Source organism: Rhodopseudomonas palustris (genome assembly GCF_007005445.1).
Classification (GTDB): domain Bacteria; phylum Pseudomonadota; class Alphaproteobacteria; order Rhizobiales; family Xanthobacteraceae; genus Rhodopseudomonas; species Rhodopseudomonas palustris_G.
In genome coordinates, this window is the sequence record NZ_CP041387.1 from 3,217,739 (window position 1) to 3,240,665 (window position 22,927).

Annotated in this window: 31 protein-coding genes; 13 read left to right on the forward strand and 18 right to left on the reverse strand. The window is 65.1% G+C overall.

Going from position 1 to position 22,927, the window contains the following annotated elements:
- Nucleotides 1–251: 251 nt before the first annotated feature.
- On the reverse strand, nt 252–1,343 hold the full coding sequence (recA, locus tag FLL57_RS14725) for a recombinase RecA (protein ID WP_013501271.1): 1,092 nt from the start codon (nt 1,341–1,343) through the stop codon (nt 252–254).
- Nucleotides 1,344–1,592: 249 nt separating this feature from the next.
- On the opposite strand from recA, the gene FLL57_RS14730 reads away from it, so the two are divergent.
- Nucleotides 1,593–1,850 (forward strand): hypothetical protein, encoded by a 258-nt coding sequence (locus FLL57_RS14730; protein ID WP_142883274.1) that lies wholly within the window; start codon nt 1,593–1,595, stop codon nt 1,848–1,850.
- A gap of 15 nt (nt 1,851–1,865) precedes the next feature.
- Here the strand turns inward: FLL57_RS14730 and FLL57_RS14735 are convergent, their stop codons facing one another.
- The gene (locus FLL57_RS14735; protein ID WP_013501269.1) at nt 1,866–2,054 is read right to left on the reverse strand and encodes a hypothetical protein; all 189 of its coding nucleotides are present in this window, start codon (nt 2,052–2,054) and stop codon (nt 1,866–1,868) included.
- Nucleotides 2,055–2,348: 294 nt separating this feature from the next.
- On the opposite strand from FLL57_RS14735, the gene FLL57_RS23355 reads away from it, so the two are divergent.
- The 3 genes from FLL57_RS23355 (at nt 2,349) to FLL57_RS14745 (ending at nt 3,814) form a co-directional block, all read left to right on the forward strand.
- Nucleotides 2,349–2,495 (forward strand): hypothetical protein, encoded by a 147-nt coding sequence (locus FLL57_RS23355; protein ID WP_185966147.1) that lies wholly within the window; start codon nt 2,349–2,351, stop codon nt 2,493–2,495.
- Between the two features lie 485 nt (nt 2,496–2,980).
- Nucleotides 2,981–3,367, forward strand: coding sequence for a hypothetical protein (locus FLL57_RS14740; protein WP_013501267.1), 387 nt, complete (start codon nt 2,981–2,983; stop codon nt 3,365–3,367).
- A 300-nt stretch (nt 3,368–3,667) separates the two neighbouring features.
- On the forward strand, nt 3,668–3,814 hold the full coding sequence (locus tag FLL57_RS14745) for a hypothetical protein (protein WP_234713413.1): 147 nt from the start codon (nt 3,668–3,670) through the stop codon (nt 3,812–3,814).
- A 22-nt stretch (nt 3,815–3,836) separates the two neighbouring features.
- Here FLL57_RS14745 and FLL57_RS14750 read toward each other — a convergent pair whose 3' ends face one another.
- The 3 genes from FLL57_RS14750 to FLL57_RS14760 form a co-directional block, all read right to left on the reverse strand.
- Entirely contained in the window at nt 3,837–4,514 is a 678-nt protein-coding gene (locus FLL57_RS14750) for a Crp/Fnr family transcriptional regulator (RefSeq protein ID WP_013501265.1), read from the reverse strand.
- Between the two features lie 158 nt (nt 4,515–4,672).
- Nucleotides 4,673–4,939 (reverse strand): hypothetical protein, encoded by a 267-nt coding sequence (locus FLL57_RS14755; protein ID WP_013501264.1) that lies wholly within the window; start codon nt 4,937–4,939, stop codon nt 4,673–4,675.
- A 41-nt stretch (nt 4,940–4,980) separates the two neighbouring features.
- Nucleotides 4,981–5,109, reverse strand: a complete 129-nt coding sequence (locus tag FLL57_RS14760; protein ID WP_142883275.1) for a peptidylprolyl isomerase — start codon at nt 5,107–5,109, stop codon at nt 4,981–4,983.
- A 126-nt stretch (nt 5,110–5,235) separates the two neighbouring features.
- On the opposite strand from FLL57_RS14760, the gene FLL57_RS14765 reads away from it, so the two are divergent.
- A complete protein-coding gene (locus tag FLL57_RS14765) occupies nt 5,236–5,697 on the forward strand; it encodes a PaaI family thioesterase (protein WP_013501262.1) in 462 nt (153 codons plus the stop codon).
- Between the two features lie 65 nt (nt 5,698–5,762).
- Here FLL57_RS14765 and FLL57_RS14770 read toward each other — a convergent pair whose 3' ends face one another.
- Entirely contained in the window at nt 5,763–7,223 is a 1,461-nt protein-coding gene (locus FLL57_RS14770) for a caspase family protein (protein WP_013501261.1), read from the reverse strand.
- 175 nt (nt 7,224–7,398) lie between these two features.
- Between FLL57_RS14770 and FLL57_RS14775 the strand changes: the two genes are divergently transcribed.
- Complete coding sequence (locus FLL57_RS14775) at nt 7,399–8,619, forward strand: GNAT family N-acetyltransferase (RefSeq protein ID WP_235677150.1); 1,221 nt, start codon at nt 7,399–7,401, stop codon at nt 8,617–8,619.
- Here FLL57_RS14775 and FLL57_RS14780 read toward each other — a convergent pair whose 3' ends face one another.
- Both FLL57_RS14780 and FLL57_RS14785 read right to left on the reverse strand, forming a co-directional pair.
- Nucleotides 8,620–9,285 (reverse strand): DsbA family oxidoreductase, encoded by a 666-nt coding sequence (locus tag FLL57_RS14780; RefSeq protein WP_142883276.1) that lies wholly within the window; start codon nt 9,283–9,285, stop codon nt 8,620–8,622.
- Nucleotides 9,286–9,357: 72 nt separating this feature from the next.
- Nucleotides 9,358–10,179, reverse strand: a complete 822-nt coding sequence (locus FLL57_RS14785) for a helix-turn-helix domain-containing protein (RefSeq protein WP_013501258.1) — start codon at nt 10,177–10,179, stop codon at nt 9,358–9,360.
- 200 nt (nt 10,180–10,379) lie between these two features.
- On the opposite strand from FLL57_RS14785, the gene FLL57_RS14790 reads away from it, so the two are divergent.
- Nucleotides 10,380–10,730, forward strand: coding sequence for a hypothetical protein (locus FLL57_RS14790; protein WP_013501257.1), 351 nt, complete (start codon nt 10,380–10,382; stop codon nt 10,728–10,730).
- 119 nt (nt 10,731–10,849) lie between these two features.
- On the opposite strand, the gene FLL57_RS14795 is transcribed toward FLL57_RS14790, so the two are convergent.
- Nucleotides 10,850–11,599, reverse strand: coding sequence for an SET domain-containing protein (locus FLL57_RS14795; RefSeq protein WP_013501256.1), 750 nt, complete (start codon nt 11,597–11,599; stop codon nt 10,850–10,852).
- A 157-nt stretch (nt 11,600–11,756) separates the two neighbouring features.
- Between FLL57_RS14795 and FLL57_RS14800 the strand changes: the two genes are divergently transcribed.
- Entirely contained in the window at nt 11,757–12,386 is a 630-nt protein-coding gene (locus FLL57_RS14800; RefSeq protein WP_013501255.1) for a hypothetical protein, read from the forward strand.
- A 140-nt stretch (nt 12,387–12,526) separates the two neighbouring features.
- Entirely contained in the window at nt 12,527–13,111 is a 585-nt protein-coding gene (locus tag FLL57_RS14805) for an inner membrane-spanning protein YciB (protein ID WP_013501254.1), read from the forward strand.
- Nucleotides 13,112–13,115: 4 nt separating this feature from the next.
- On the opposite strand, the gene FLL57_RS14810 is transcribed toward FLL57_RS14805, so the two are convergent.
- Nucleotides 13,116–13,823, reverse strand: a complete 708-nt coding sequence (locus tag FLL57_RS14810) for an Ig-like domain-containing protein (protein WP_013501253.1) — start codon at nt 13,821–13,823, stop codon at nt 13,116–13,118.
- A 262-nt stretch (nt 13,824–14,085) separates the two neighbouring features.
- On the opposite strand from FLL57_RS14810, the gene FLL57_RS14815 reads away from it, so the two are divergent.
- Nucleotides 14,086–14,382 carry a hypothetical protein gene (locus FLL57_RS14815; protein ID WP_013501252.1) on the forward strand — a complete coding sequence of 99 codons (297 nt, stop codon included), beginning with the start codon at nt 14,086–14,088 and terminating at the stop codon, nt 14,380–14,382.
- Between the two features lie 212 nt (nt 14,383–14,594).
- On the opposite strand, the gene FLL57_RS23705 is transcribed toward FLL57_RS14815, so the two are convergent.
- From FLL57_RS23705 to FLL57_RS14830, 4 genes are all read right to left on the reverse strand, one after another.
- On the reverse strand, nt 14,595–15,281 hold the full coding sequence (locus FLL57_RS23705) for a hypothetical protein (RefSeq protein WP_433962601.1): 687 nt from the start codon (nt 15,279–15,281) through the stop codon (nt 14,595–14,597).
- Nucleotides 15,282–15,730: 449 nt separating this feature from the next.
- Complete coding sequence (locus FLL57_RS14820; RefSeq protein WP_013501250.1) at nt 15,731–17,401, reverse strand: fumarate hydratase; 1,671 nt, start codon at nt 17,399–17,401, stop codon at nt 15,731–15,733.
- A 104-nt stretch (nt 17,402–17,505) separates the two neighbouring features.
- The gene (locus FLL57_RS14825) at nt 17,506–17,790 is read right to left on the reverse strand and encodes a type II toxin-antitoxin system RelE/ParE family toxin (RefSeq protein WP_142883277.1); all 285 of its coding nucleotides are present in this window, start codon (nt 17,788–17,790) and stop codon (nt 17,506–17,508) included.
- Entirely contained in the window at nt 17,787–18,020 is a 234-nt protein-coding gene (locus FLL57_RS14830; protein WP_013501248.1) for a hypothetical protein, read from the reverse strand. Before FLL57_RS14830 ends, FLL57_RS14825 begins: the two co-directional genes overlap by 4 nt.
- Before the next feature lie 122 nt (nt 18,021–18,142).
- Between FLL57_RS14830 and FLL57_RS14835 the strand changes: the two genes are divergently transcribed.
- The 3 genes from FLL57_RS14835 to FLL57_RS14840 all read left to right on the forward strand — a co-directional run bounded on the left by FLL57_RS14835 (nt 18,143) and on the right by FLL57_RS14840 (nt 19,508).
- Entirely contained in the window at nt 18,143–18,640 is a 498-nt protein-coding gene (locus FLL57_RS14835) for a hypothetical protein (protein ID WP_142883278.1), read from the forward strand.
- Between the two features lie 196 nt (nt 18,641–18,836).
- On the forward strand, nt 18,837–19,007 hold the full coding sequence (locus FLL57_RS23365; protein WP_013501246.1) for a hypothetical protein: 171 nt from the start codon (nt 18,837–18,839) through the stop codon (nt 19,005–19,007).
- A gap of 141 nt (nt 19,008–19,148) precedes the next feature.
- Nucleotides 19,149–19,508 (forward strand): GFA family protein, encoded by a 360-nt coding sequence (locus FLL57_RS14840; RefSeq protein WP_047310013.1) that lies wholly within the window; start codon nt 19,149–19,151, stop codon nt 19,506–19,508.
- Nucleotides 19,509–19,664: 156 nt separating this feature from the next.
- Here FLL57_RS14840 and FLL57_RS14845 read toward each other — a convergent pair whose 3' ends face one another.
- The 4 genes from FLL57_RS14845 to FLL57_RS14860 form a co-directional block, all read right to left on the reverse strand.
- On the reverse strand, nt 19,665–20,375 hold the full coding sequence (locus tag FLL57_RS14845; RefSeq protein WP_142883279.1) for a glutathione S-transferase family protein: 711 nt from the start codon (nt 20,373–20,375) through the stop codon (nt 19,665–19,667).
- Between the two features lie 124 nt (nt 20,376–20,499).
- Nucleotides 20,500–21,576, reverse strand: coding sequence for a Tim44 domain-containing protein (locus FLL57_RS14850; protein WP_013501243.1), 1,077 nt, complete (start codon nt 21,574–21,576; stop codon nt 20,500–20,502).
- A 140-nt stretch (nt 21,577–21,716) separates the two neighbouring features.
- The gene (locus FLL57_RS14855) at nt 21,717–22,088 is read right to left on the reverse strand and encodes a hypothetical protein (RefSeq protein WP_013501242.1); all 372 of its coding nucleotides are present in this window, start codon (nt 22,086–22,088) and stop codon (nt 21,717–21,719) included.
- Entirely contained in the window at nt 22,085–22,879 is a 795-nt protein-coding gene (locus tag FLL57_RS14860) for an FRG domain-containing protein (RefSeq protein WP_142883280.1), read from the reverse strand. The genes FLL57_RS14855 and FLL57_RS14860 overlap by 4 nt, the downstream gene beginning before the upstream one ends.
- Nucleotides 22,880–22,927: the final 48 nt, after the last annotated feature.

Consider the following 22,927-nt stretch of genomic DNA (forward strand, 5'->3'; position numbering starts at 1 on the left):
ATCGGCGGACGTGGATTAGCGCCAAGCAATCATCCTTCGAGGCTCGCGGCGCGCCCTCAGGACGGCGAATTCCATTGTTGCTCGCTGAAGGACCCGTCGTCGCCCACTGCGAAAACCAGACCGGCGAGCACTACTGCCCCCCTGTAACAGGGAGGCGCAGAACTCGCCGTTTTCAAATGCTTTGTCCGCAGCGGCGCGAGCGTGCGCCGGTTTCACCTCATGCGGCCGGTGCGAGCCGGCCGCATCCGCGATCAATCCTCCGCCGGCTCCTCGCCGTCGGCATCGCGCTCCGGCAAGCCGGCGAGGATCTGTTCGGCGATCAGGCCGGAATTCTGACGGATCGCCGCTTCGATCTTGGCGGTCATGTCCGGATTGGCGCGCAGAAATGCCTTGGCGTTCTCGCGGCCCTGACCGAGCCGCTGGCTGTCGTGCGAAAACCAGGCACCGGACTTCTCGACGATGCCGGCCTTGACGCCGAGATCGAGGATCTCGCCCATCTTGGACACGCCCTCGCCGTACATGATGTCGAACTCGACCTGCTTGAACGGCGGCGCCAACTTGTTCTTCACCACCTTGACGCGGGTCTGGTTGCCGACCACCTCGTCGCGCTCCTTGATCGCGCCGATGCGGCGGATGTCGAGCCGGACCGAGGCGTAGAACTTCAGCGCGTTGCCGCCAGTGGTAGTCTCCGGCGAACCGTACATCACACCGATCTTCATCCGGATCTGGTTGATGAAGATCACCATGGTGTTCGACTTGTTGATCGAGGCGGTGAGCTTGCGCAGCGCTTGGCTCATCAGCCGGGCCTGCAGGCCGGGCAGCGCGTCGCCCATCTCGCCCTCGAGTTCGGCGCGCGGCACCAGCGCCGCCACCGAATCGACGATCAGCACGTCGATGGCACCGGAGCGCACCAGCGTGTCGGCGATTTCCAGCGCCTGCTCGCCGTGGTCGGGCTGCGAGATCAACAGGTCGTCGACATTGACGCCGAGCTTACGGGCATAGACCGGGTCGAGCGCATGTTCGGCGTCGATGAAGGCGCAGATGCCGCCTTTCTTCTGCGCCTCGGCGACACAATGCAGCGCCAGCGTGGTCTTGCCCGAGGATTCCGGGCCGTAGATCTCGACGATCCGGCCCTTCGGCAGACCGCCGACGCCGAGCGCAATATCGAGCCCGAGCGACCCGGAGGAAATCGTCTCGATCTCCATCGCGCGGTCGTTCTTGCCGAGCTTCATCACCGAGCCCTTACCGAACTGGCGTTCGATCTGGGACAGCGCGGCGGAGAGCGCCTTGGATTTGTCCATGGAAGAACCTTCGACGATACGCAATGCGGTGGGGGCAGCCATCAACGTGCTCCTTATGGACGGATTCGCCAAACGGACAAACAGGCACCGGTCTCAGCCGGCAAATTCAATGTACTCTATTTGTTCTCAGTTCGCAATATGTTCTTCTGGCGGCGATCGGGATTTCCTATCTGCAACGGCGACCGACAGCGAGATCCGGCAGCGTGCCGGCTTAGCCAGATATCGTCACCGAAATGAGGTGTGTCAGCGGCCCTTCACGCTTTCTCAACCGTCCTTCGCCACAATGGAACGATGGACAGCCTTCTTGCCACTCCCTCAATCCCTGACAAGGTGCGCGTGCTGTGCAGCCGCTGCCGGATGCCGTTCCGGGAGAAGGTCAAGAACATGCGGGAGGGGTTTCAGACCCAGTGCCCGAATTGCGGCCGGCTGATCACCTTCTCCAGCGACTCAGCCGATCTCGGCGTGCAGCGGGCGATGACCGAGGCGCGGCGGATCCGCAACGGCGCCTCGGTGTCGGCGGTTTACGGGAACGATGCCGAAGGGCTGTGACGCCGCGGGATCGACTCAGCGCAGGTTCTGGATGCCCCACATCACCAGCAACATAGCCGGGATGCAGAGTGCAGCATAGATCGCCCACTTGGCGACGCCGACACCGATACCACGCTTGAAAGCCTCGAGCAGCCGATAGGTCGCGACGATCCAGGGCAAGATGATCCCGACCGCGACGGCGTCGACCACATACCAAAAACTCATCGTCCCTCGTCCTGTGAAGTGACCATGCGCCAGCTTTACCGCAGCCCAATCACCTCACCATCCATTCCTTCGGATGAGGTCGGACGACCTGCTCGGCCAGCCTCGGAGTGTCAGTATTTTTCCTGACATCACACGGCATTTGCCTGCAACTTTCGGACAGCAATTCGGATCGACAGACATTTTGGCGCGTATTAACTTTGCCCTGCCATCAGGTTCCACAGGAAAGCGCAAACAACGGGCGCGTATGTTGCGATGGCCGCCGCGTCCAACGGGAGCAAACAACAGGAGAGCGTCTTGGACAAATTCCTCCGCGACGAGAACCTGAAATTGTACCGCCGGCTGCTGGCGGAGACCCACGACGAGGACCGCCGCAGGGTGTTGAAGCAATTGATCGCCCAACTCTCTGAGCGGGATCCTCACCACAGTTTCGGCGGCTCTTAGCGCCGACGGTATTTGATTTTCCGCAAAGGCAATTCCGAGCGCCCGCCGCTAGCGTAACGCCCGTCATTGCCGAGCTTTCTAGAGGTGGGGAGTTTCGACCTTGACCGGAGCCCCGAACACGGCCTCGTTCGGGGCTCCTTCCTTTCGCAGGAGCCCTCCGCTCAGGCCCCGTTTCGCGGCCAAGACCGCCTACGGCGATTGCGCGGAACGGGCGGGAGTGGCGCCCAATCAGGTGCGGGGCTGTGGCGCGCGCCACGTCGATGAGCACGGGAGTCAATCTCTCCGTTTGCGCTCGCCCCCTGCTTTCGGTTTTCGCTTCGACGCGGTTTTCTCGCACAATCCTGTATGGATTCAGCTCGAAAACGCTCTCTCAGTATGACTAGCTTTGCTCCGGGCGCCGCCATCGCGGCGGCTCGCTCGTCAACGTCAGGCTCGTGATCGCCGCGTGCCATCCGGCACCCGGTTCAACCGACAAGGAGACAGGAATGCGCCGTTTGGGCATGCACAGATTTCGGATGGGCGCGCTGATCGCGCTGGCAGGCGCGGCGATCGCGCTGGCGGGCTGCGGCGAAGGCGACCAAGGGCCGCAAGGCGAGCCCGGCCCGCAAGGTCCGGCAGGCCCCGCCGGACCGGCCGGCCCCGCCGGCAAGGACGGTGCGTCGATCTCCAGCATCCGCACCGTGTCATCGACGAGCTGTTCGGCCAATGGCTGCCCGACCACCTGCGAGCCGAGCGAGACGCTCGTCTCAGCGCTGTGTGTCGGCAACGGCTCGGCCCGATTCAGCGACAATATCTCGGTCGAAGGCGGCGTGATGACGGCGCGCTGCGGACCCAGCTCGGTGCGGATCGAGGTGAGCTGCGCCCGCAAGTAGCTTCCCGGCCCAACCGAGTGAGCAATACAGCTCAGGCCGCCAGATCGACTCTGGCGGCCTTTTGCATGCCGGTGCGACTCCGATCAGAGAACGGCCCCTGATCGGCCACCACCTGATTACCGGCCGATCCAGACGGTTTCGGCTTGCGACCGATTCAGCCCCAAAATAATGGTAAAATAATACGCTAATTGATCTAGATCAAGCGCCCGAACGGCCAACCCCGGCAATTCGTCTACAGAACTTAAGGCGGACCTGGCCTTCCCAATGGCGCATTTGCTTTATCAATGTCCCCGGACCGGGATGAAGGTCCAGGCTTGGCTGCAGGAAGACCCCGGAAGCTCGGCGCAAACGACTTTCGAGCTGGTGCACTGCCCGGCCTGTGCCCAGATGCACTTCGTCGACCGCCGCACCGGTAGCCTGCTCGGCGACAAGACCAAGACCAAATAGTCGATCGCAAGACCGCGCCCGGTTATTCCGGTTTGCGGGCGAGCTCCACGGCGCGCGGACGATCGGGCAAAACGGCATTGCGCAGCGTCGGGTGCACTTCGATCCGGCCGTTGTAGTCGATGAACCCAGCCTTACGAAACTTGTTCATGAAGTAGCTGACGCGCGAGCGTGTCGTGCCGATCATCTCCGCCAGCGTCTCCTGACTAATTTCAATCGGCACCGGACGCGAAGCCTCGACAGCGTCGGCAAGCAGCAGCAGCAGCCGCGCCAGACGCTTCTCGCTGTTGTTGAACAATTGATCTATCAGGTCGTCCTCGACCCGCGTGTTGCGGGCGACGAGGTGGCGGGTGAATAGTTCGCAAAGCGCCGGCTCGCGTTGCAGCGTCGTCATCATCGTCGCGTTAGCGATGGTGGTGACGGTACAATCTTCCAGTGCGATCGCTGTGGCGCGGCGCCGATGGTCGAGCAGACCGCTCTCGCCGAAGAACTGCCCGGGCTGGAGGATGGCTACGACTGCGCCTTTGCCCTGTTCCGACATCACCGACAATTTGATGCGGCCGTGCTGGATGTACATCACGCAGTCGGCGGCTTCGTCCTGCGTGAAAATGGTCTGGTTGGTTCGAAATTGCAGAACGGTGCGCCCCGTGCCTGCACTGCGAAGAAAGACCTTTGGATCGAACGGCACCTCGCGCGACGTCACGTGATATCCTGCGAACGAAAACGATTGAGTCAGTCGGATTCGGCACGCCCCAAACTGGCCATGCCGGAACTCCGCCGCGCATCATCCTCAAATCGCAGAAAAAATCTGTGCCGTTTTGACCACCTGCCCAACTCAGCGGCAGCGTCCGTTCGACGGGCCTAGTTGGTCTGTCCGGTCTTGCGCTTGGCTTTCGGCTGGGTCGCCTCGGCGCCACGGACGCCGCCCCAGGGATCGCTGGGCCCCTGGGCATCCGGAATCTTACGCAGTGATTCCTGGTAGGCCTTCTGCCGGATCGCGTCCTGGGCCTTCTCTTCCGGGGTCTTGTGCTGGATCTCCGGCACCAGATTGACGTGCGGCCCCTCGCTCTGGGCAAAGGCCGGGCCGGCCAGCAGGGCCAGGACGGCGACGCCGTGCAGAATCTTCATCGCAAACTCCCTCTCGCCGCAGGCCGCGCCCGGCCGCCGCGCTACAGGCGATCGGACCGGCAGGACTTCGGCGACTGCCAGTCCTCCCAGATCGGACCGCATTTGGTGCACCCGCTCACCATGATCGCCGTGACCACCAGGCCGACCACCAACGCCACTCGTCTGACCATCGTGCCCCCTCGGATGCCGCCGAACTTAAGGGATCGACGGTGTCGTTTTCAAGCCGTGCCGAATCGGGTGGGATGCTGCGAAACGTCGCGAAACACGCGGACAATCAACGGGTCAGGGAGAGACGCATGGCAGGCCAGCAGACGGCGGAGTTCAGCCTCGACGAGGCGCAGCGGATGCTGCGGGAGGCGTTCGCGCCCTGGGTGCTGGACCTCGGCCTGTCGGTCGAGCGGCTCGAGCTTGATCCGCCAGCCGCCAGCCCGGCCGACTGGCAACCCGGCGCCACCCTGCGGATGGCGTTTTCCGAGCGGCTGTGCCGCAGCGGCGGCGTGGTCTGCGGCCAGGCGCTGATGGCTCTGGCCGACACCGCGATGGTCTTCGCGGTCTGTGCCGGTAACCGCGGGTTCCGCCCGATGACCACGGTCGATCAGACCACGCATTTCCTGAAAGCGGTGGCCGCGACCGATGTGATCGCCGACGCCCGGCTGGTCCGGCTCGGCCGCACCATGAGCTTCGGCCGGGTCACGCTGCTCAGCGCGGCCGATCAGAAACCGGTCGCAATGGTGTCGAGCGCGTTCGCGATGCTGTGAACGCGCGGGCGCCGGCTCTGGGTGGCTTCCCCCGAGCCGGCCTCGCAATGGTTCCAGACAGCACTTCAGTACCGGCCGCGACTCGGGCCGTAATTGTCCCCGCCGCGGCTGGGGCCACCGCCATAGCCGCCGCGGAAGCCGCCGCCGAACTGGATCACCGGCCCCGGCGGCACCACGTAGACCGGCGGCCGGCGGACCACCACGACGTCGTCCTCTTCCTCGACATAGACCCGGCTGCGCGACGCCTTCTTGCCGCTGCGCTTGGCCGGGTCGTCGCGTTCGGCCCGGCTCTTGGTCTTCTTCGGTTCCACCTTCTGCAGCGCCGGCGGCCTCGGTCCGCACGGGCAGGTCAGCGCCGCCGCGGCGGCCACCGGGGTGGCGAGCGCAGCCGTCGGCACGACGACCGCGTTGTCCGGCCGGTAGCGCAGCCGTTCGGCGAGCTTGCGCGCGGTCGCAGTCAGATCGCTGGCGGGGTATTCGGCCAGGAATGCGGTGTAGGCCGATCCGGTGTTGGCGAGGACCGCCCGGTTCCAAGCCTGCATTCGGCGATGGCGGTCGAGCCAGCGCTTGGCATCCGGCGCGAACGGCGGCTCGGCGTACAGCGACACGAACGCCTCGTAGGCGTCGGCCGAGCCATCGGAGACGATCAGCGCGTTGGCCTGATCGACTGGCTTGCCCTTGAGGAAGCCGCGCCATTCCTCGACGGTGCGGGGCTTCGGTGCTGCGCTATCGCCCGGCGCAGCCGTCGCCTCCGCCGCGGCCGGCGCGAAGAAGTGGAAGTCGTCGACCAGCGACGAGCTTTCCCACGGCGTCTGGCGGCCCTCGGTCGCCTGATTGACCGCGAGCCGCACCCGCTTGAAGGTGTCCTCGATCTTGAGTCCGTTCTCGCGCCCGGCCTTCAGCAGCGCGGTGGTGTACGGACTGTTGCTGCCGCCTCCGTCCTCGGCTTCCGCGCCTGGCGAGGTGGAATAGGACAGCAGCGTGCCCGGCGCGCCGGCCTTGGTATCGACCAGCGCCAGCCCCTGCCCTGTGGTCTTGTTGATGCTCGGAAACGGATTGTTGCGGCAGGCGTCGAGCATGATGATCCGGGTTTTGCTCGGCACCGAACTCAGCGTGTTGAGCACGTCGTCGAGCCGCACCGCCTGCAACGGGATGTCGGCCTCGCGCTTGGGATCGACGTCGACCGGGATCAGATAGTTCTCGCCATCGACCTGGATGCCATGGCCGGCATAGAACATCAGCGCCACGGTCTCGGGCCCTTTCGCCGCGACCGTGGCGGCGAAGTCGCCGACCTTGGCGCGCAGCTCGGTCTGGCCGAGATCAGACGCCTCGGTGACCTCGAAGCCGGCCTCGCCGAGGAGCGCGGCAATCGCTTTGGCGTCGTTCACCGGATTGGGCAGTGCCGGCACCGCCCGATACGCGGATTGCCCGATCACCAGTGCGACCCGGCTTTCCGCCGCGGCAGCCGCAGCTCCGAACAGCAAGACGGCGGCGATCGCAGCCGTTCCCAGCATCGCGCGTCGCATGAAGCCTCCCTTGCCCGAGCCGATCTCGGCTGTTGGTCGCGCGCAGGTGCGATCGGGTTCAGTTCTGCCGGGCTGCAATTCGCGGTCGCAGCTATCGTCCGGAAAGCTGCGGTTAACATTGTCGGCAGATTGCGCCGCCGAACCAAGGCGATGTTGAGGGCGCGCGATTAGGCTGATGACCTGCGCGCCGGCCGTTCCGATCGCCGGCGCGTTCCACCACGCAGGAACCGACGCTTTGGCCGACACCTTTCCCGCCTCGCCGATGATGCATCGCCGCGCCGGCGCCGCCGTGACGACGTCGTCCGCGCCGGGCGCGTTGCCCGGCATCACTGCGATCGACCAGGCGGCCTGGTGTGATCTGGCGACACGGGTGATCGAACCGAACGGCTACTACCTGCCGGAATGGGTGATTGCAGCCAATGGCGATCATGCCGCACCGCGTGCGCTGACCGCGCACGATTCCGTGGGCCGGCTGATCGGCCTCGTGCCGGTGATCTCGTGCTGGCATGCGTTCCGCCTGCCGCTGCCGGCGCTGGTTTCGGCCGATCCGTTCCGTTCGCTCGACACGCCATTGCTCGACCGCGATGCCGCCGCCGACGCCGCTGCGAAATTGCTGGCGCAGGCTCGTGCCACCGCGGCCCGCGCGCTGGTGCTGCGCGACGTCGCCCGCGACGGCGAAGCGGTGGCGGCCTTCACCCGCGCGCTCGCCGCGGACGGCCTTCGCCCGCGGCTGATCCGCGGCTGGACCCGCGCCAGCCTCGACGCCACGCGTGACGCCGAGGAATTGCTGCGCGACGGCCTCGGCGCAAAGAAGCTGAAGGAATTGCGCCGGCTGGAGCGGCGTCTCGGCGAACACGGCGAGGTGCGGTTCGCCGTCGCCCGCAGCGCGGACGAGGCGGCACGCGCCTTCGACGTGTTTCTTGCTCTGGAAGACAGCGGCTGGAAAGGCCGCGGCGGCAGCTCGCTGAAGCGGCAGCCGGAGCTGGCCGCCCGGCTGCGCAGCGCCGCGGTGGCGCTGACCTCGCGCGGCCAATGCGAAGTGATCACATTGTCGGCCGGCACCACACCGGTCGCCGCCGGCGTCGTGCTGCGCCACGCCGATCGCGCCTATTTCTTCAAGCTCGGAATCGACGAGAGTTTTGCGCGCTGCTCGCCCGGCGTATTGCTAACCGTGGGGCTGACCCGACACCTGTGCGCCGATCCGAACATCCGCTTCGCCGACTCCACCGCCAGCGCCCGGCATCCGATGATCGATCCGATCTGGCGCGGCCGGTTCGCGGTCGGCGATCTGGTGCTGCCGCTGCGCAAGCGCGATCCGCTGTTCGCACCGATCGTCGCAGCGCTGGCCGCGCGCGACCGGTTGCGGCACCTCGCCAAGCGGCTGTTGAAGCGCTGATTACTCCGCAGCTTCCGCGTTCAGCTCCGCCGACAGCTTGCGGATGGCACGGGCGATCAAGGCCGGTTCCTGCGCGCCGGACACCGCGTATTGGTGCATGAACACGTAGGTCGGCACCCCGGAGATGCCCTTCTCAGCGGCCTCCTGCGCCTGCGCCGAGACTTCCTCGATATCCTGATCGGTGGCGAGCCTGGCGCGGATGTCATCGGCATCGAGCCCGCATTCCGCCGCCGCCTGCACCAGCACCTCAGGGTCGGTGAGATCGCCGCCGTCGCGGAAGTACAATTCCATCAGGCGCTGCTTCATTGCCGGCCCGTGGCCGACCGCGCTCGCCCAGTGAATCAGGCGATGGCAGTCGATCGTGTTCGGCTGCCGCTGCACGCGATCGGGGTGATATTCCAGTCCCTCTTGGGCGGCGGTCTCGGCGATGCGGCCGGCGATTTCCTTGTAGCGCTCCGGCGATCCGAACTTCTTGGTCAGATACTCGTCGCGGCTGATACCCTCGCGCGGCACCCAGGGATTGAGGAAGAACGGCCGATAGATCAGCTCGACCGGCACCTCCGGCGCCAGCGCGATCGCCTGCTCGATGCGCTTCTTGCCAATGTAGCACCAGGGACAGACCACATCGGACACCACGTCGATCGTCAGCGGCTTCAGCGTGCTCATCGGCGCCTCCTCGTTGTCGTTGCCGGCACCCTCCCACACAGATGGGGCGCAGGCAACGCCGGACAAGGCGGATCAGAGCCGCGTAGCCAGCTCGCGCAATCGCGTCCCCGTGATCGCATCGGCGGGGAAGAAGGTCTCGATCGCGATCTCCGACAGCGTGACGTCGATCGGCGTGCCGAACACCATGGTGGTGGAAATGAAGCTCAGCACCTCGTCGCCGAGCCTTAGCCGGAACGGCACCGCAACCGCATCCAGTGCAATCGGCGCTGCGCGGGCCGGCACCGGATAGGTCCTCAGTTCCTCATACAGCGCGATCAGCTTCGGATCGGCGCTGGTCTCGCACTGCCGATGTAGGCGCTCGAGCAGATGCGCGCACCACTCGCCCAGATTGGCGGTGCGTGCCGCCAAGCCTTCGGGATGAAACGACAGCCGCAGCACGTTGAGCGGCGGCGCCAGCAGATGCGGCGCAACGCCGTCGAGCATCGGCGCGACCATGCGGTTGGCCGACACCAGGTTCCAATGCCGATCGACCGCCAGTGCCGGGTTCGGCTCGTGCGCGGCAAGCACCTGATCGACCGCGGTCCGCACCGCGGCGAGCGCCGGATCGTCCAGCGAGCGCTGCGGGAACGCCGGTGCGAAGCCGGCCGCGACCAAGAGCACATTACGCTCGCGCAGCGGCACGTCGAGCCGTTCGGCGAGCCGCAGCACCATCTCGCGCGATGGCGACGCGCGGCCCGTCTCGACGAACGACAGATGCCGCGCCGAGATTTCCGCATCGAGCGCGAGATCGAGCTGGCTGAGCCGGCGGCGCTGCCGCCACTGCCGCAAGTAATCGCCGATCCGGACCGGCTGCGCGCCGGCGGCGGCGTTGATCGAGGAGACGATGGTGTTCATCCGCGAACGCTAGCACGCTCACCTCACAGCATCCATGACCTCCGAGGTAAAGCGTCTCTGAACCTGCCAGGTAATCGAATTGCGCCGCCCTGACCGGCATCCTTCGGCTCATCGCTGCAACCGAAGGAGATATTCCATGATCCACCTCTCCATGACCCGCCCCTCGACGCTGCTCCGCCGCGCGCTCCAAGGCCGACGCCATGGTCAGCGGCGCGATGGCGCTGCTGCTGAGCTTGGCGGCCGGCACACTCTCGCGCCTTCTCGCCCTGCCGCAGCCGCTGCTGCTGGAAACCGGACTGTTCCTGATCGGCTACGCCGCCCTGGTCGGATGGCTCGGCACCCGCGCCGTGCTGCCGCGCGCGCTGGTTCTGATTGTGATTGCGGGCAACGCGCTATGGACGCTCGGCAGCGTCGCCCTGCTGCTCAGCGGGTCAGTAGCCCCGAACGCGCTCGGCATCGCCTTCGTGCTGCTGCAGGCGACGGTGGTCGGGATCTTCGCCGAGTTGCAGTTCATCGGGCTGAAGCGGAGTGAGGCAGCCTTGGCCAGTTAGCACCAAAGCTTCCGCCGTCATTGCGAGCGAAGCGAAGCAATCCAGCTTCGTGCACGGGTCTGGATTGCTTCGTCGGCTTCGCCTCCTCGCAATGACGCGACGAGAGGCTGTGCCGACGATCAGGCGGCCTTGGATTTGCTCTTGGATTTGCTCGCAGACGTCTTGCGGGACGACGTGGTCTTGGCCGGCTTCGCCGCTTTGGTCTTGCCGGCCGTTGCCGTCACGACCTTCGTCTTCACCACCTTGCTGGTGCCCTTCGTCGTCGCCTTCGTCTTAGCCTTCACCGCTTTCGGCGCCTTCGATTTGGCGAGCTTCTCCGGCTTCGACGGCTTTTCCGGCTTCGCCTTGCCGGCTGCCTTCGCGGCCTTGCGGGCGGCCTTCTCGGCTTCGGCTTGCGCCTTGCGCTCGGCCTTCAGCTTCAGCCTGGCCTTTTCGGCGCGGGCTTCGGCGGCCTTCTTCTTGCGCTTCTTCTCGCAGGAGACGCATTTGCAGCCGATCGGCTTCAGATAGGCTTTGAAGTAGTCGGTGCCGTAGTCGTAGTTGATCTCTTCGCCCGGCTCGATGTTCTTGATGGCGCGGATGATCACGCGCTTCTTGCGCGGATTGACGTCGGACTCGGCGTTCGGCTTGCAGGCGTGGTTGATGTAGCGGGCGACGTTCTTGCGCACCGATCCGTCGATAGTCCAGCGCTTGTTCAGCTCGAACAGATATTTGTTCTCGATGCCGTCGTGCTTCTTGTTGTGCGCGTCGAGCAGCGGCCCGAAATAGCGGATGATCTTGGCGCCCTTCCTGATCGGCTTGACGGCGAACAGGCCGAGTCCGGTCTTGGAGCGGCCGACGCGGTAATGGTCATTCGACAACAGCGGCATGGTTCTTCGATTCGAACGCGGCTAAAGGACACATCAAGCCGCCGTTCTAGAGCGATTCCGCCGCAAAGGGCAGTGCCTGAGCGGAAATTGCTCGAACCTTCCCCAGCCGGACGGCGACCGATCGATCAAGGTTCTCGCTGTGATGCAAGGCTCTGCAATGCAAGTCTCCCCGATGCGACTGCTCCCTGCCCTCGCCGTGCTGTTCCCGATCACCCTCCCGGTCGCGCTGGCGACGCCGGGGAAGGCGGAGGGCGTCAGCAGCGTCTACAGTTCGACAGCGCCGAAAGCCTGCAAGGTCGCTCGCCCGGGCGGTGCGCCCGAGGATAGCGGTGAGTGGCTGTGTCCGGGCCAAGGCGGGCTGGTGGTGAGGGTGTCCGAGATGGACCTGCGCCAGACCGTCAGCGTCGGCCGCAATTACAAGGACGCCAAAGATGAGCCGGCGGCCAGCGCCTCTTTCGGCCCCTTCAACTCCACCACCGACACGGTCGAGTGGCGGCTCGACGGCGCCGGCAAGCCGTTCGCCATCATCCAGCGCTGGCACCTCGCCGACAACGATGATCTCGGCAAAGGCGGTCGGCCCACCACCAAGCAGATGCTGGTGGTGACACGGCTGCCGCCAGGGCCGGTATGCCATGTCGCCTATGTGGACGTCGCCGCCAACCGCAACGCCAACGAGGTGGCGCGGCAAGCCGCGGATGAGCTGGCGCGCGGCTTTGCCTGCGGCAAGGACAAGCCCAGGCCGTTCGGCACGCCCGGCCGGGCCACCGCGCTGGCCGCGCCAAACTGAACTCGTTCTAAAGTGGGTGCCCGGCCCTTGCCGCCGGGCCGCCGCGGTTTACTTCCCCAGACGGGGCCCGCACAATCGCGCGGGGCCGACGTCGCGCCGCCGTGGCTGGCCGCCAGCGGCGCGAGCTGGAGAGACGTGTAATGAAGGCGGTGTTCGCCAAGCTCGGCAGCGACTTCTTCTCCACCATCATCTTCGTGGTGCTGTATTTCTCCACCGGCAACGTCGCGCTGGCGACGATCGTCGCGGTGCTCGGCGCGGCGGCGCAGTTCGGATATGCGCGGATCAAGGGCCTGCGGCTCGACGTGATGGCCTATGCCAGCGTCGCGATGGTGGTGGTGCTCGGCGGCGCGACGCTGCTCACCGACGACCCGTTCTTCATGCTGATCAAACCGAGCATCGGCCATATCGCGGTCGGCGTGTTGATGCTGCGCCGCGACTGGATGGCGCGCTATGTGACGCCGAGGATCGCAGCCGCGATTCCGGACTATGTGCGGGTCGCCGGCTATCTGTGGGCGGCGCTGATGCTGCTGCTCGGTGCCGGGGTGATCGCCGCGGCGCTGACCGGCGACATCAAGCTCTGGACGTTCTACGTCATGGTGATCGCGCCGGCGTTCAAGGTGGTCGCGCTCGCCGCACAATATCTGGTGTTCCGGGCGGCGATCCGCAGCCGCAGCCGGGCTGCCAATGTGCAGCCGGGCGCCGAACCGATCGCCGCCGAATCCTGATCCCTCACATCCGTGGCGTGTCGGCCAGCGTCAGCGCGCCGTCGCCGGTCGCTTCGAGTCGCGCCGAGGCCGGCGCATAGCGGCGATCGCCTTCGTAACTGACCACAATGCCGCCGATCCCGTTGTCGAGCGCCGAGGTGGTGAACGTGGCGAGGCCGGCCCGGTCGAGCGGCACATTTGCGGCAATCACCTGCTCGCCGTCGCGAAAGCTGACCGTGCCGACCGGTGGCCCGAGAGCGCCGGTGACCGCCACGGTGAGCGTCACCACCGCGCCGGGCGGCGGCGACGAATCCGATGACGACAGCGTCACGCGCGGCACGGCGAGCACATCGAGCGCGACCTCGGCCGACTGGCTCGGCAGCACGATCAGCGGCAACCGGCTGGCGCTGCCGGCGTAGTCGGCGCGCAGTCGATGCCGGCCCGGCACGAGGCCCTCGACCATCAGGCTCGGCCGGCCGGCCTCGGTCCAGCCCAGCACGGTGCCGGTGGTCAGATCGTGGAACACGATGCGGCCATCGGCGACGCCGTGACCGAAGCCGGTGGTGAGTGTGGCACTGAGGAGAAACCGTCCAGGAACCGGCTGCGACGTGACGTCGAGCCGGATCGTGGTGGCCTCGGACACCACCTCGATCTGCGCGGCAGCAGGACCGCTGCTCAATCCGAAGACCAGCGCTGCGGCGGCGAGCACGGCATTGGCAGATGACAAACGCATGTCGGGTCTCCACCTTCAAACGCGTGGGAAACCTCGAGGCGTCCTCCGAAAGTTAACATAAGATAGCATGACGTTTGCACCGCACCACAGGTATCTGCATGCGCGGCAGGCGGAGCAGAACACCACCTGATCCAATGTCCACCGCTGTCGCGGCCCCTGGCCGCAGCCATGCCGCACCTTCGGGCTTGTTCGCCGCTCCCGCCCCATACTAAGAGGGGCGGCCCGGTGAACTCACGAGGGCCGGGACCAAGGGGAGAAACACATGGCAGTCGACGGAAACTGGAAACTCACCATGAGCACGCCGATGGGCGAGCGGCAGGCCGACCTGACGCTGAAGGCCGATGGCGGCACGCTCACCGGCACGCAATCCGCCGACGGCGATGCCGGCGAGATCTTCGACGGCACCGTGAACGGCGACGACGTCGCCTGGAAGCTGTCGATCACCAATCCGATGCCGCTGACGCTGAGCTACACCGGCAAGGTGAGCGGCGACAGCATCTCCGGCGAGATGGGCATCGGCCCGATGGGCTCGTTCCCGTTCACCGGAACGCGGGCGTAAGGCGCCCCGCCTCCGCGGCAGCGCCCCTGCCCCAAGCGGTCATTCCGGGGCGCTCGCGTCAGCGGGCGAGCCCGGAATCCCGAGATGTTCTGCGTTGAACCGATTGAGGGCCCTGAACGGCGAGATTCCGGGTTCGCTCACTGCGTGAGCGCCCCGGAATGACGGTGCGAAGTTCGATCATCCGCTCAGGAAGCTATCCGAGTGCGGTCGTGCTAACAGCTCGTCTTTGACAGATTCGGCCAACGGCTCCCTTGTCGACAAGGCGATACATTCTGAGAGCGCCCCCTGCCGCACTGCGTATTGATGTTCCGCGGTGCTTTCCAACCGACTGCATCGGTACCGTTTCGCCTCAACCAAGTTAACAAGCGCGCAGCCACCTTGGCGTCCGGAGCACTCCTGCGGTGGCCTTGGCGAGTACGCGAGACGATATTGAACTCAGCTAATCCTACTGGCAGCTCGCAATTTTGCTCGCGGAAACGCCAAGCCTCTTTCATGATCAAAACATACTGGCCGGATAAATCTCGACTCGCATCGCAGGGGCCGTGCACCGAATTGCTAACCTGCCTGTATGCGCGACCGCAGGGACGATAGATGTTGTCCGGGCATCGCGATTGGTCGGGCTTCTTTCTCCAAAATCGTTTATCCACCCAATACTCTGCAAAGCTTATCCGCTCGCCGACCAAGCCAGCCCAGACGATGCGATTGGGCCGGTGAATTGTTCTGTTCTTCTCGGCCAAGATCTTGCTCTCGAAGGCCAAGATGATGTCATCAACTTCAGCATTCTTCCGAATTCTCGGCTTGCAGATCGCGAGCGTCAAACGAGGCCGACCATAATTTGGAGCGGCCCCATCATCGTTCACAATCACATACCGCCAAACCGACATGCCCCGCTCCTGCATTCAGCCCGCCATCAACCGAAGGCTGCTGAATAGTCGGTAGAGACGCAATACGACGTTCGCTTTTCGAGGGGGAGCTGACGTACCATATCCTGAGCGACAGCATCTCCGGCGAGATGGGCATCGGCCCGATGGGCTCGTTCCCGTTCACCGGAACGCGGGCGTAAGGCTTCACACAAAGACATCATCACCGGGCCGGCGTCATCGCCGTGGCCCGGTGTTTTTTGTCTGCACAAAATGGATGGCCGGGTCGAAGCCCGGCCATGACTACTCTTGACGATAACTTAGGCTAACTCCTCCGAGGGAGTCATTCCGGGGCGCGCGGAACGCGCGAACCCGGAATCTCGAAGTGATTAGGCACCCGGTCGCAACAACCTCTGGATTCCGGGTTCGCTCACTGCGTGAGCGCCCCGGAATGACGGTGCGAGGTCTTTCGCGACTGAAGCTTCGCCTCAGCCCAGGTTCAGTTCTTTGAAGAAGTCGTTGCCCTTGTCATCGACGATGATGAAGGCCGGGAAGTCGACGACGTCGATCTTCCAGATCGCCTCCATGCCGAGCTCGGGATATTCCAGTACCTCGACCTTCTTGATGCAGTGCTCGGCGAGGTTCGCCGCGGCGCCGCCGATCGAGCCGAGATAGAACCCGCCGTATTTCTTGCAGGCCTCGCGCACCGCGGGGGCGCGGTTGCCCTTGGCGACCATGACCATCGAGCCGCCGGCCGCCTGGAACTGATCGACGAACGAATCCATGCGCCCCGCAGTGGTCGGGCCGAACGCGCCGGAGGCGTAGCCGTCCGGGGTCTTGGCCGGGCCGGCGTAGTACACCGGATGGTTCTTGAAATAGTCCGGCAGCGGCTCGCCCTTCTCCAGCCGATCGCGCAGCTTGGCGTGGGCAGCATCGCGCGCCACGATCATGGTGCCGGTCAGCGACAGCCGGGTCTTGGTCGGATACTTGGTCAGCGTGGCGAGGATCTCCTTCATCGGCTGATTGAGGTCGATCTTGACCACCTCATCGCCGAGCGCCTGCTCGACCTCGGGCAGATACTGCGCCGGATTGTGCTCCAGCTCCTCCAGATACACGCCGTCCCTGGTGATCTTGCCGAGCATCTGGCGATCGGCCGAGCACGACACCCCGAGGCCGATCGGCAGCGAGGCGCCGTGGCGCGGCAGCCGGATGACGCGGACGTCGTGGCAGAAATACTTGCCGCCGAACTGCGCGCCGACGCCGAGGCTCTGCGTCATCTTGTGGATTTCCTGCTCCATCTCGACGTCGCGGAAGGCGTTGCCGAGTTCGGAGCCTTGGGTCGGCAGCGCATCGAGATAGCGTGCGGATGCGAGCTTCACGGTCTTCATCGTGGTCTCGACCGAAGTGCCGCCGATCACGATCGCCAGGTGATAGGGCGGGCACGCCGCGGTGCCGAGCGTCATGATCTTCTCTTTCAGGAACGCCAGCAGCCGGTCGCGGGTCAGCAGCGACGGCGTCGCCTGGAACAGGAAGCTCTTGTTGGCCGAGCCGCCGCCCTTGGCCATGAACATGAACTTGTAGGCCGAATCTGTTTCAGGAGAGCCACCCTCGGCGTAGATCTCGCACTGCGCCGGCATGTTGTTGGCGGTGTTCTTCTCCTCGAACATCGACAGCGGCGCGACCTGCGAGTAGCGCAGGTTACGGCGCAAGTAAGCGTCGCGCGCGCCTTCCGACAGCGCCGCCTCGTCATCGCCGTCGGTGATGACGTTCGAGCCCTTCTTGCCCATGATGATCGCGGTGCCGGTGTCCTGGCACATCGGCAGCACGCCGCCGGCGGCGATGTTGGCGTTCTTCAGAAAGTCGAGCGCGACGAACTTGTCGTTCGGGCTCGCCTCGGGGTCGTCCAGGATGGCGCGGAGCTGCTTGAGGTGGCCGGGCCGCAGATAATGGTTGATCTCGCCGAACGCGGCCTCCGACAGCGCCCGCAGCGCCTCGCGCTCCACCACCAGCATGTCGCGCCCGAGCACCTTCTCGACCCGCACGCCCTCCGACGTGATCTTGCGGTAGACGGTGTCGTCCTTGCCCAGCGGGAACAGCGGGGTGTGCCTGTAGGGCGGAACCGGCGTGGCGGCGGACGGAATCGGCGTGGGAGCGTTCATGGACAAGGCCTCGAATGGGGAAATTCGCGGCCCTGTCTAGGCGGTTTCGGCGGGATTTTGAAGGGTTCAAAACGGGAGGGAGGGCGGCAGGAAGTGGGCAGGCTTCAGACCTTGCGATCCCGTGCGCAATGGAGCACTGCGGTCACGATCACCCGTTGCTCCGTCTCATCCACTTCGTAGACAAGAATGTAGGGCAATCGAGGGACGACCCACTCCAGCGTTCCCGGATCTTGCCCCAGCCGTCCCATCAAGGGGAACGAGAGCAGCAATTCTGCACTGCTGAACAGCCGTCCCACTACGCGTTTCGCGTTAACCGGGCTATCGCTGGCGATCCAATTGAATATCTGTTCGAGATCATCAAGCGCGCGATCGTCGAAGACCAGCCTCATTGCCGAGGCTGCGAACCTAACCGTGCAATCCGCTGCCGAGCATCCTCGTGAGTAACCAGCTTGCGGTTCGGATCGGCTCGGCGTCGGCGGACTTCAGCAACCTGCGCTTCGGTCAGGCGCAAACCATGCATCTGCTGGACGTAGTCCAGCAGCGCAACCGCGGCTGCATCTTGCTCGGATTCCGAGAGCTTGGCGACCTGCTGCAGTGCCTGTTGAAGGAGTTCGGTCATAGGGAAAGACTACTACTTCGTCCCTCCGTCCGCCACTTCCGATTGCCCCGGCGTGTCTCGGATTTTGCATTTTCCTCCGCCTCCGCTATGGAAATCGGCCTGTATTGATCGCGGAGGGGTTGATGATCACCGTTGCCGACCGTTCGTCCCGCATCCAGCACCATACCGCTTGGCTGGTCGGCCTCGCCCTCGCGCTCGCTGCCCTCACCCTCGCCTCCCCCGCCCGGGCCGATCATTGCGACGATCTCGCCAAGCAGCTCAAGGCCCAGATCGGCGGGGTCGGCATCGGCAAGACCGCCGCCAATACGATCTATCTGTCGCATCCGGCCGCGAAGGCGCTGCGGCTGGGGTGTCCGAGCCGGACGGTCAAGAACGAGATTTACGGGCAAGCACCGGCGCGAAAACCGTCGCCGGCATTCGTCGAACTGATCGCCAGCGCCGCCGCGATCGTGTTCACCATCCCGAAGCCGGACACGCTGCGCGGCGTCAAGCGCTGCTTCGGGCGGGTCGGACTCCTGCGCGGCAACGACATCAAGACCCGGTTCCGCCGGCTCGACATGCGCTGCGCCCGGACCAAGACCGACTCCTCGATCTCGATCAGCCGCGACAGCAGCGAATAGCCGCAAACCGGCCCCGCTTCTTTCCCGAGGCGACATCACGCATTTGAAGCAAATGCCGGCGCAGAAATGCGCGCAAACTTCACCGGACGGCGCGATCATCGCCTGTGATCCGATGCCTCCCTGGGCGCGGCCGATGGCAAGCCGCCACCGACGCACCATGTCATCGGGGGACGTTGGCCAACACGAGGAAAGACTGATGAGCAGCATTTCGAGCGTGTCGTCGACCCAGGTCGCCAAACCGACGACGCAGGCGAGCCCGCCGCCGCCCCCGCCGCCGCCGAAGGACGACAAGGACACCACCAGCATCCAGCCGCCGAAGGCGGCGCTGCCGCCCGGCCAGGGCACGCGCATCGACCAGATCGCGTAGCTGCCGAAACAGGGACCGCGCGCAGGACGACTGGCCCCGCCGCGCGCGGGGCTTTGTCGTTTCGGTGCCGACACGCGGAGGGCCGCTGGCATGCGGCCCACGCTCTGCTAGACTCCGTGGGTGGATAGCGGAGTAGCGCTGATGAGCGACGTCAGAGTCATGACCGGCGGCTGCCATTGCGGCCTGGTGCGGTTCGAATGCACCACGGACCTGGCGATGGTCACGGCCTGCAACTGCTCGATCTGCACCAAGAAGGGACTGCACTTCACCTTCCTGCCGCCGAAGAGCTTTCAGCTCCGCGCCGGCGAGGACAGCCTGAAGGAATACCTGTTCAACAAGCGCGCGATCAGCCACCAGCTCTGCGGCGAATGCGGCGTCGAAGTGTTCGCGCGCGGCACCAAGCCCGACGGCACCGAAGTGGTGGCGCTGAACGTCTCGTGCATCGACGGCATCGAACTGTCGCAACTGACGATGACCCCGATCGACGGCCGTCACAGGTAGGCGGCGGCCACATCTTCCACCGTCATTCCGGGGCGCTCGCGTCAGCGGGCGAACCCGGAATCTCGAGCTAATGTGCTCGGATCAGATTCCGGGTTCGCGCCTGTCGGCGCGCCCCGGAATGACTTGGGGAGAGATCGAGCGCCACCGGACAAGCTGTTACTTATCCAGCTCCTTGTAGTGCCGGAAGATGCCGTCCTGGTTGAACGGAATGCGGCGGTCGCTGGTGAGGTAGGCGGCGATGTTCGGGCGCTCGGCGATGCGGTCGTGCAACGCGACCAGCTTGGGAATGTCGCGCTCGAATGCCTTCATGTGCTTCGGAAACGCGTAGCGCAGGCCCTCGACGATCTGGAACAGCGACAGATCGGCGTAGCTCGGCTTGCGCCCCGTCAGATACGCACCGCCACCGCCGGCGATCAGGCGCTCGAAATAGCCGAGGAATTTCGGGGCACGGTTGTCCCAGAATTCGGCGCTGCGCTTCCTCGCCGGCTTCCGCTGGTCGTCGTAGTACAGCATGGTGCCGATCGGGTGATGGGTGTCGTGCACCTCCTGCACCAGGTCGGCGATGGTGAGCTGGAGCTGATGCACCCACAGCCGTCCCGATTCGGTGGCGGGTGCGAGACCGTGGCGGCTGCCGAGATACAGCAGGATATTGGCGGTCTGGCCGATGGTCAGCTTGCCGGCTTTCAGAAACGGCGGCGCGAATGGCGGCGTGCCCTGATCGGCCTGCATCAGCTTCATCATGGTCGCCATGCCGGCCTTGCCGCGGCGGGCGGCATCGACATAGCCGGCACCAGCCTCTTCCAGCGCCAGCCGCACGAACTCGCCGCGACCCTGAATGGTCGGCCAGTAGTATAATTCGTAAGCCATCGGTTCGGCCCCTGTGGTGAGCGCCGCACGGCCTGCATTGCGGCCGGTCTCCTCCGGAGCCTAACAAAAAAGCGCCGCGGAAGGTCCGCGGCGCTTCGATGAGGGATCGCTCTGGCGAAGAGCGTCAGTTGGTCTGCTGGATCGCCGCCAGTTCCCAGCTCGCGCCGGGACGCCGGGTGAAGGTCCAGATCTCGGTGGCCTCGATCGGCGTCTCGCTGCCGGCGACCAGCCGGTCGGTGCCGCGCTCCAGGGTCTTGTCGACCAGCGAGAACCGCATCGCCACGGTGGCGAAATCGGTTTCACCCTCGGTCCACGCTTCGGCGAGATCGCCCTGCAGCAGCTTCACGTCCGACACCTTGTTGATGTCGTTGGCGGCCTTGTTCTCCTCCAGATCCTTGGCGAAGTACGAAGCCATTTCCGGCGTAGCGAGCTCACGCAGCCGATCGATATCTTCGTTCGACCAGGCGGCCTGGACCTCGCCGAGCAGCCGCTCGAACGCCTCGTAGTCGTCCGGCTTGATCTCGAGCGGCCGATCGTTGCGCGCGCCGCCGCCGAAACCAAAGCCGGAGCGATAACCGGACTGCGACGCCTGCGCGGTACCTTGGGCAGTACCTTGGGCCGCACTCTGGTCCATGGCATGCGTGGCCCTGCCCATCGGGCCCGTGGCGTCTGCTCCATCGGGCCGCGGGCCCTGGCCTGCCGCCGGACCAGCCGCATAGGCTGCCTGCTGGTTGTTGCGGCGCTGCCACCAACCCCAGGCCAGACGGGCCAGGATCACGACCAGCGCCACCTGCAGTATCAGCCCGATGATCGAGGCGAAGCTGCCGAGACCCGACAGGAAGCCGCCGCCGAACAGCATGCCGAGCAGGCCGGCGCCGAGGAAACCGGCTGCGAGGCCGCCGAGCATGCCCATGCCCGGACGGTTGAAGAAGCCGCCCTTGTTGGCAGCGCCTGCGGCGGGTGCGTTCATGCCGGGGCTGCCCGGCTGGCTGTAGGTGCGGTTGAGCGGTTGGGCGGCCCCCGGTGCGGTGGTGGTGCTCGGCGGCGCCGCGAAGCTGCGCGAGCCGCGCGAGCCCATGCTGCCGCTGCGACCGGCACGGGCGTCGGCGGCCGACGACAGCACCATCGCCATCGGCAGGGCCAAAGCCATGGTCACGGCAAGAGCAGCGATAACGCCGCGCGTGCGATGCAAGAAATTCATGTCACTCCCTCAATCCCCGGCAGGGGGAAGCCTAGTAAAAATGGGCAGCGCCGATCAAAAAGAAAGCGGGCGCGTCGTCGCACGCCTGCGGCGCTCGGTCGCGGGAGGCCTGAATCGACAGCCTAATTGTAGAAGGAACCCTAATTGTAGAAGGAAGAAGTGTCGATGGTGACAGATTCGACGACGACTTTGCCGGTCTGCCTGTCAAAGGTCCCCGCCACTTGCACCGGAAAGGCGTCGGAGACGGCCGTCGAGTCGCGACGATCGCCGTAATTCAAAGTCACATACACGTCGCCCACAGCCTCGAACGAATTGTCCGGCCCCTCGAAAATACCGTCAGGATTCGCGTCGATCGACTCGAATTCGGTGTGGGTCGACAACTGATCGAGTTGATCCCATTCCGGCGAAGAGGCCAGATCGTATTCGCTGACCGCATCGATGATCGCTCGAAGCAGCTTCCGGTCTTCGACCGGCTTCAACTTCGGAACCTGATGAGCGCCGGTGACCGTCATCTGACCGCTCCCAATCCGATACCAGCATTGTACTGCCAGGCAAGGCGCGCGCCCAAGCCGTCCAATCCTCCCATGATCCGCTGCGAATCCATACCAAAATAGAACAGCCGCCGCTGAAAATAGCCGCGCAGGGCAGCCGGAATATCGAAAACGTGAGCCGCATCGTCCAGCGGTGCCGCCCACGGCACGTTCGGTGCAGGATGAGAACTGAACAACCCGCCTTGATTCACGATCCTCGTAGCCACCGCACGCGGAAGCAGAAATCCAACCTCGCTCCTTGCGAAGGGGTCCTCGTCCGCCGTTTGATCGATGATCTGTCGCGTCCTCACTCTGTAAGCGACGATACGCGCGCCGACCTCGCCGGCGGCAGGCACCGCCTGAAACGAGGGCGAGCGCGGTCTCGTGATCCGGACCGATACACTCTTGGGAGACGCCGTAACGGCGAAATAGGCCGCGACCAGAGGATTGGTCGTCCAGTCGAGCAGCCGGGTGGGCAGACCATGATGCTGAGCAAGGGCAAGTCGCTCCCACCGGCTCAGCCGAGACAAATCCGTGAACTCGGCAGCTCGCCGCTCGAATATTTCGATAAGCGTCCGCTCCTTGGCGAGCGAGTACTTTCCGCGCCCGATACCCGGCAGCAGTTCGAACCCTGGATCTCCCAGCCCGCGGAAAACCCAACCGCTATCGGCGTGGCCGTCAAGCCACTCCAGAAAGCGCGCCCAGACCTCAAGCCTCTTTTTGCCCGCCAACGCCTGTGGGGTGAGCTTAGATCGCTTGTCGTCACTGCTCATCGAGCAGCTCCCCCTACACCGGGACTGATCGAACCATCTCAGAAATCA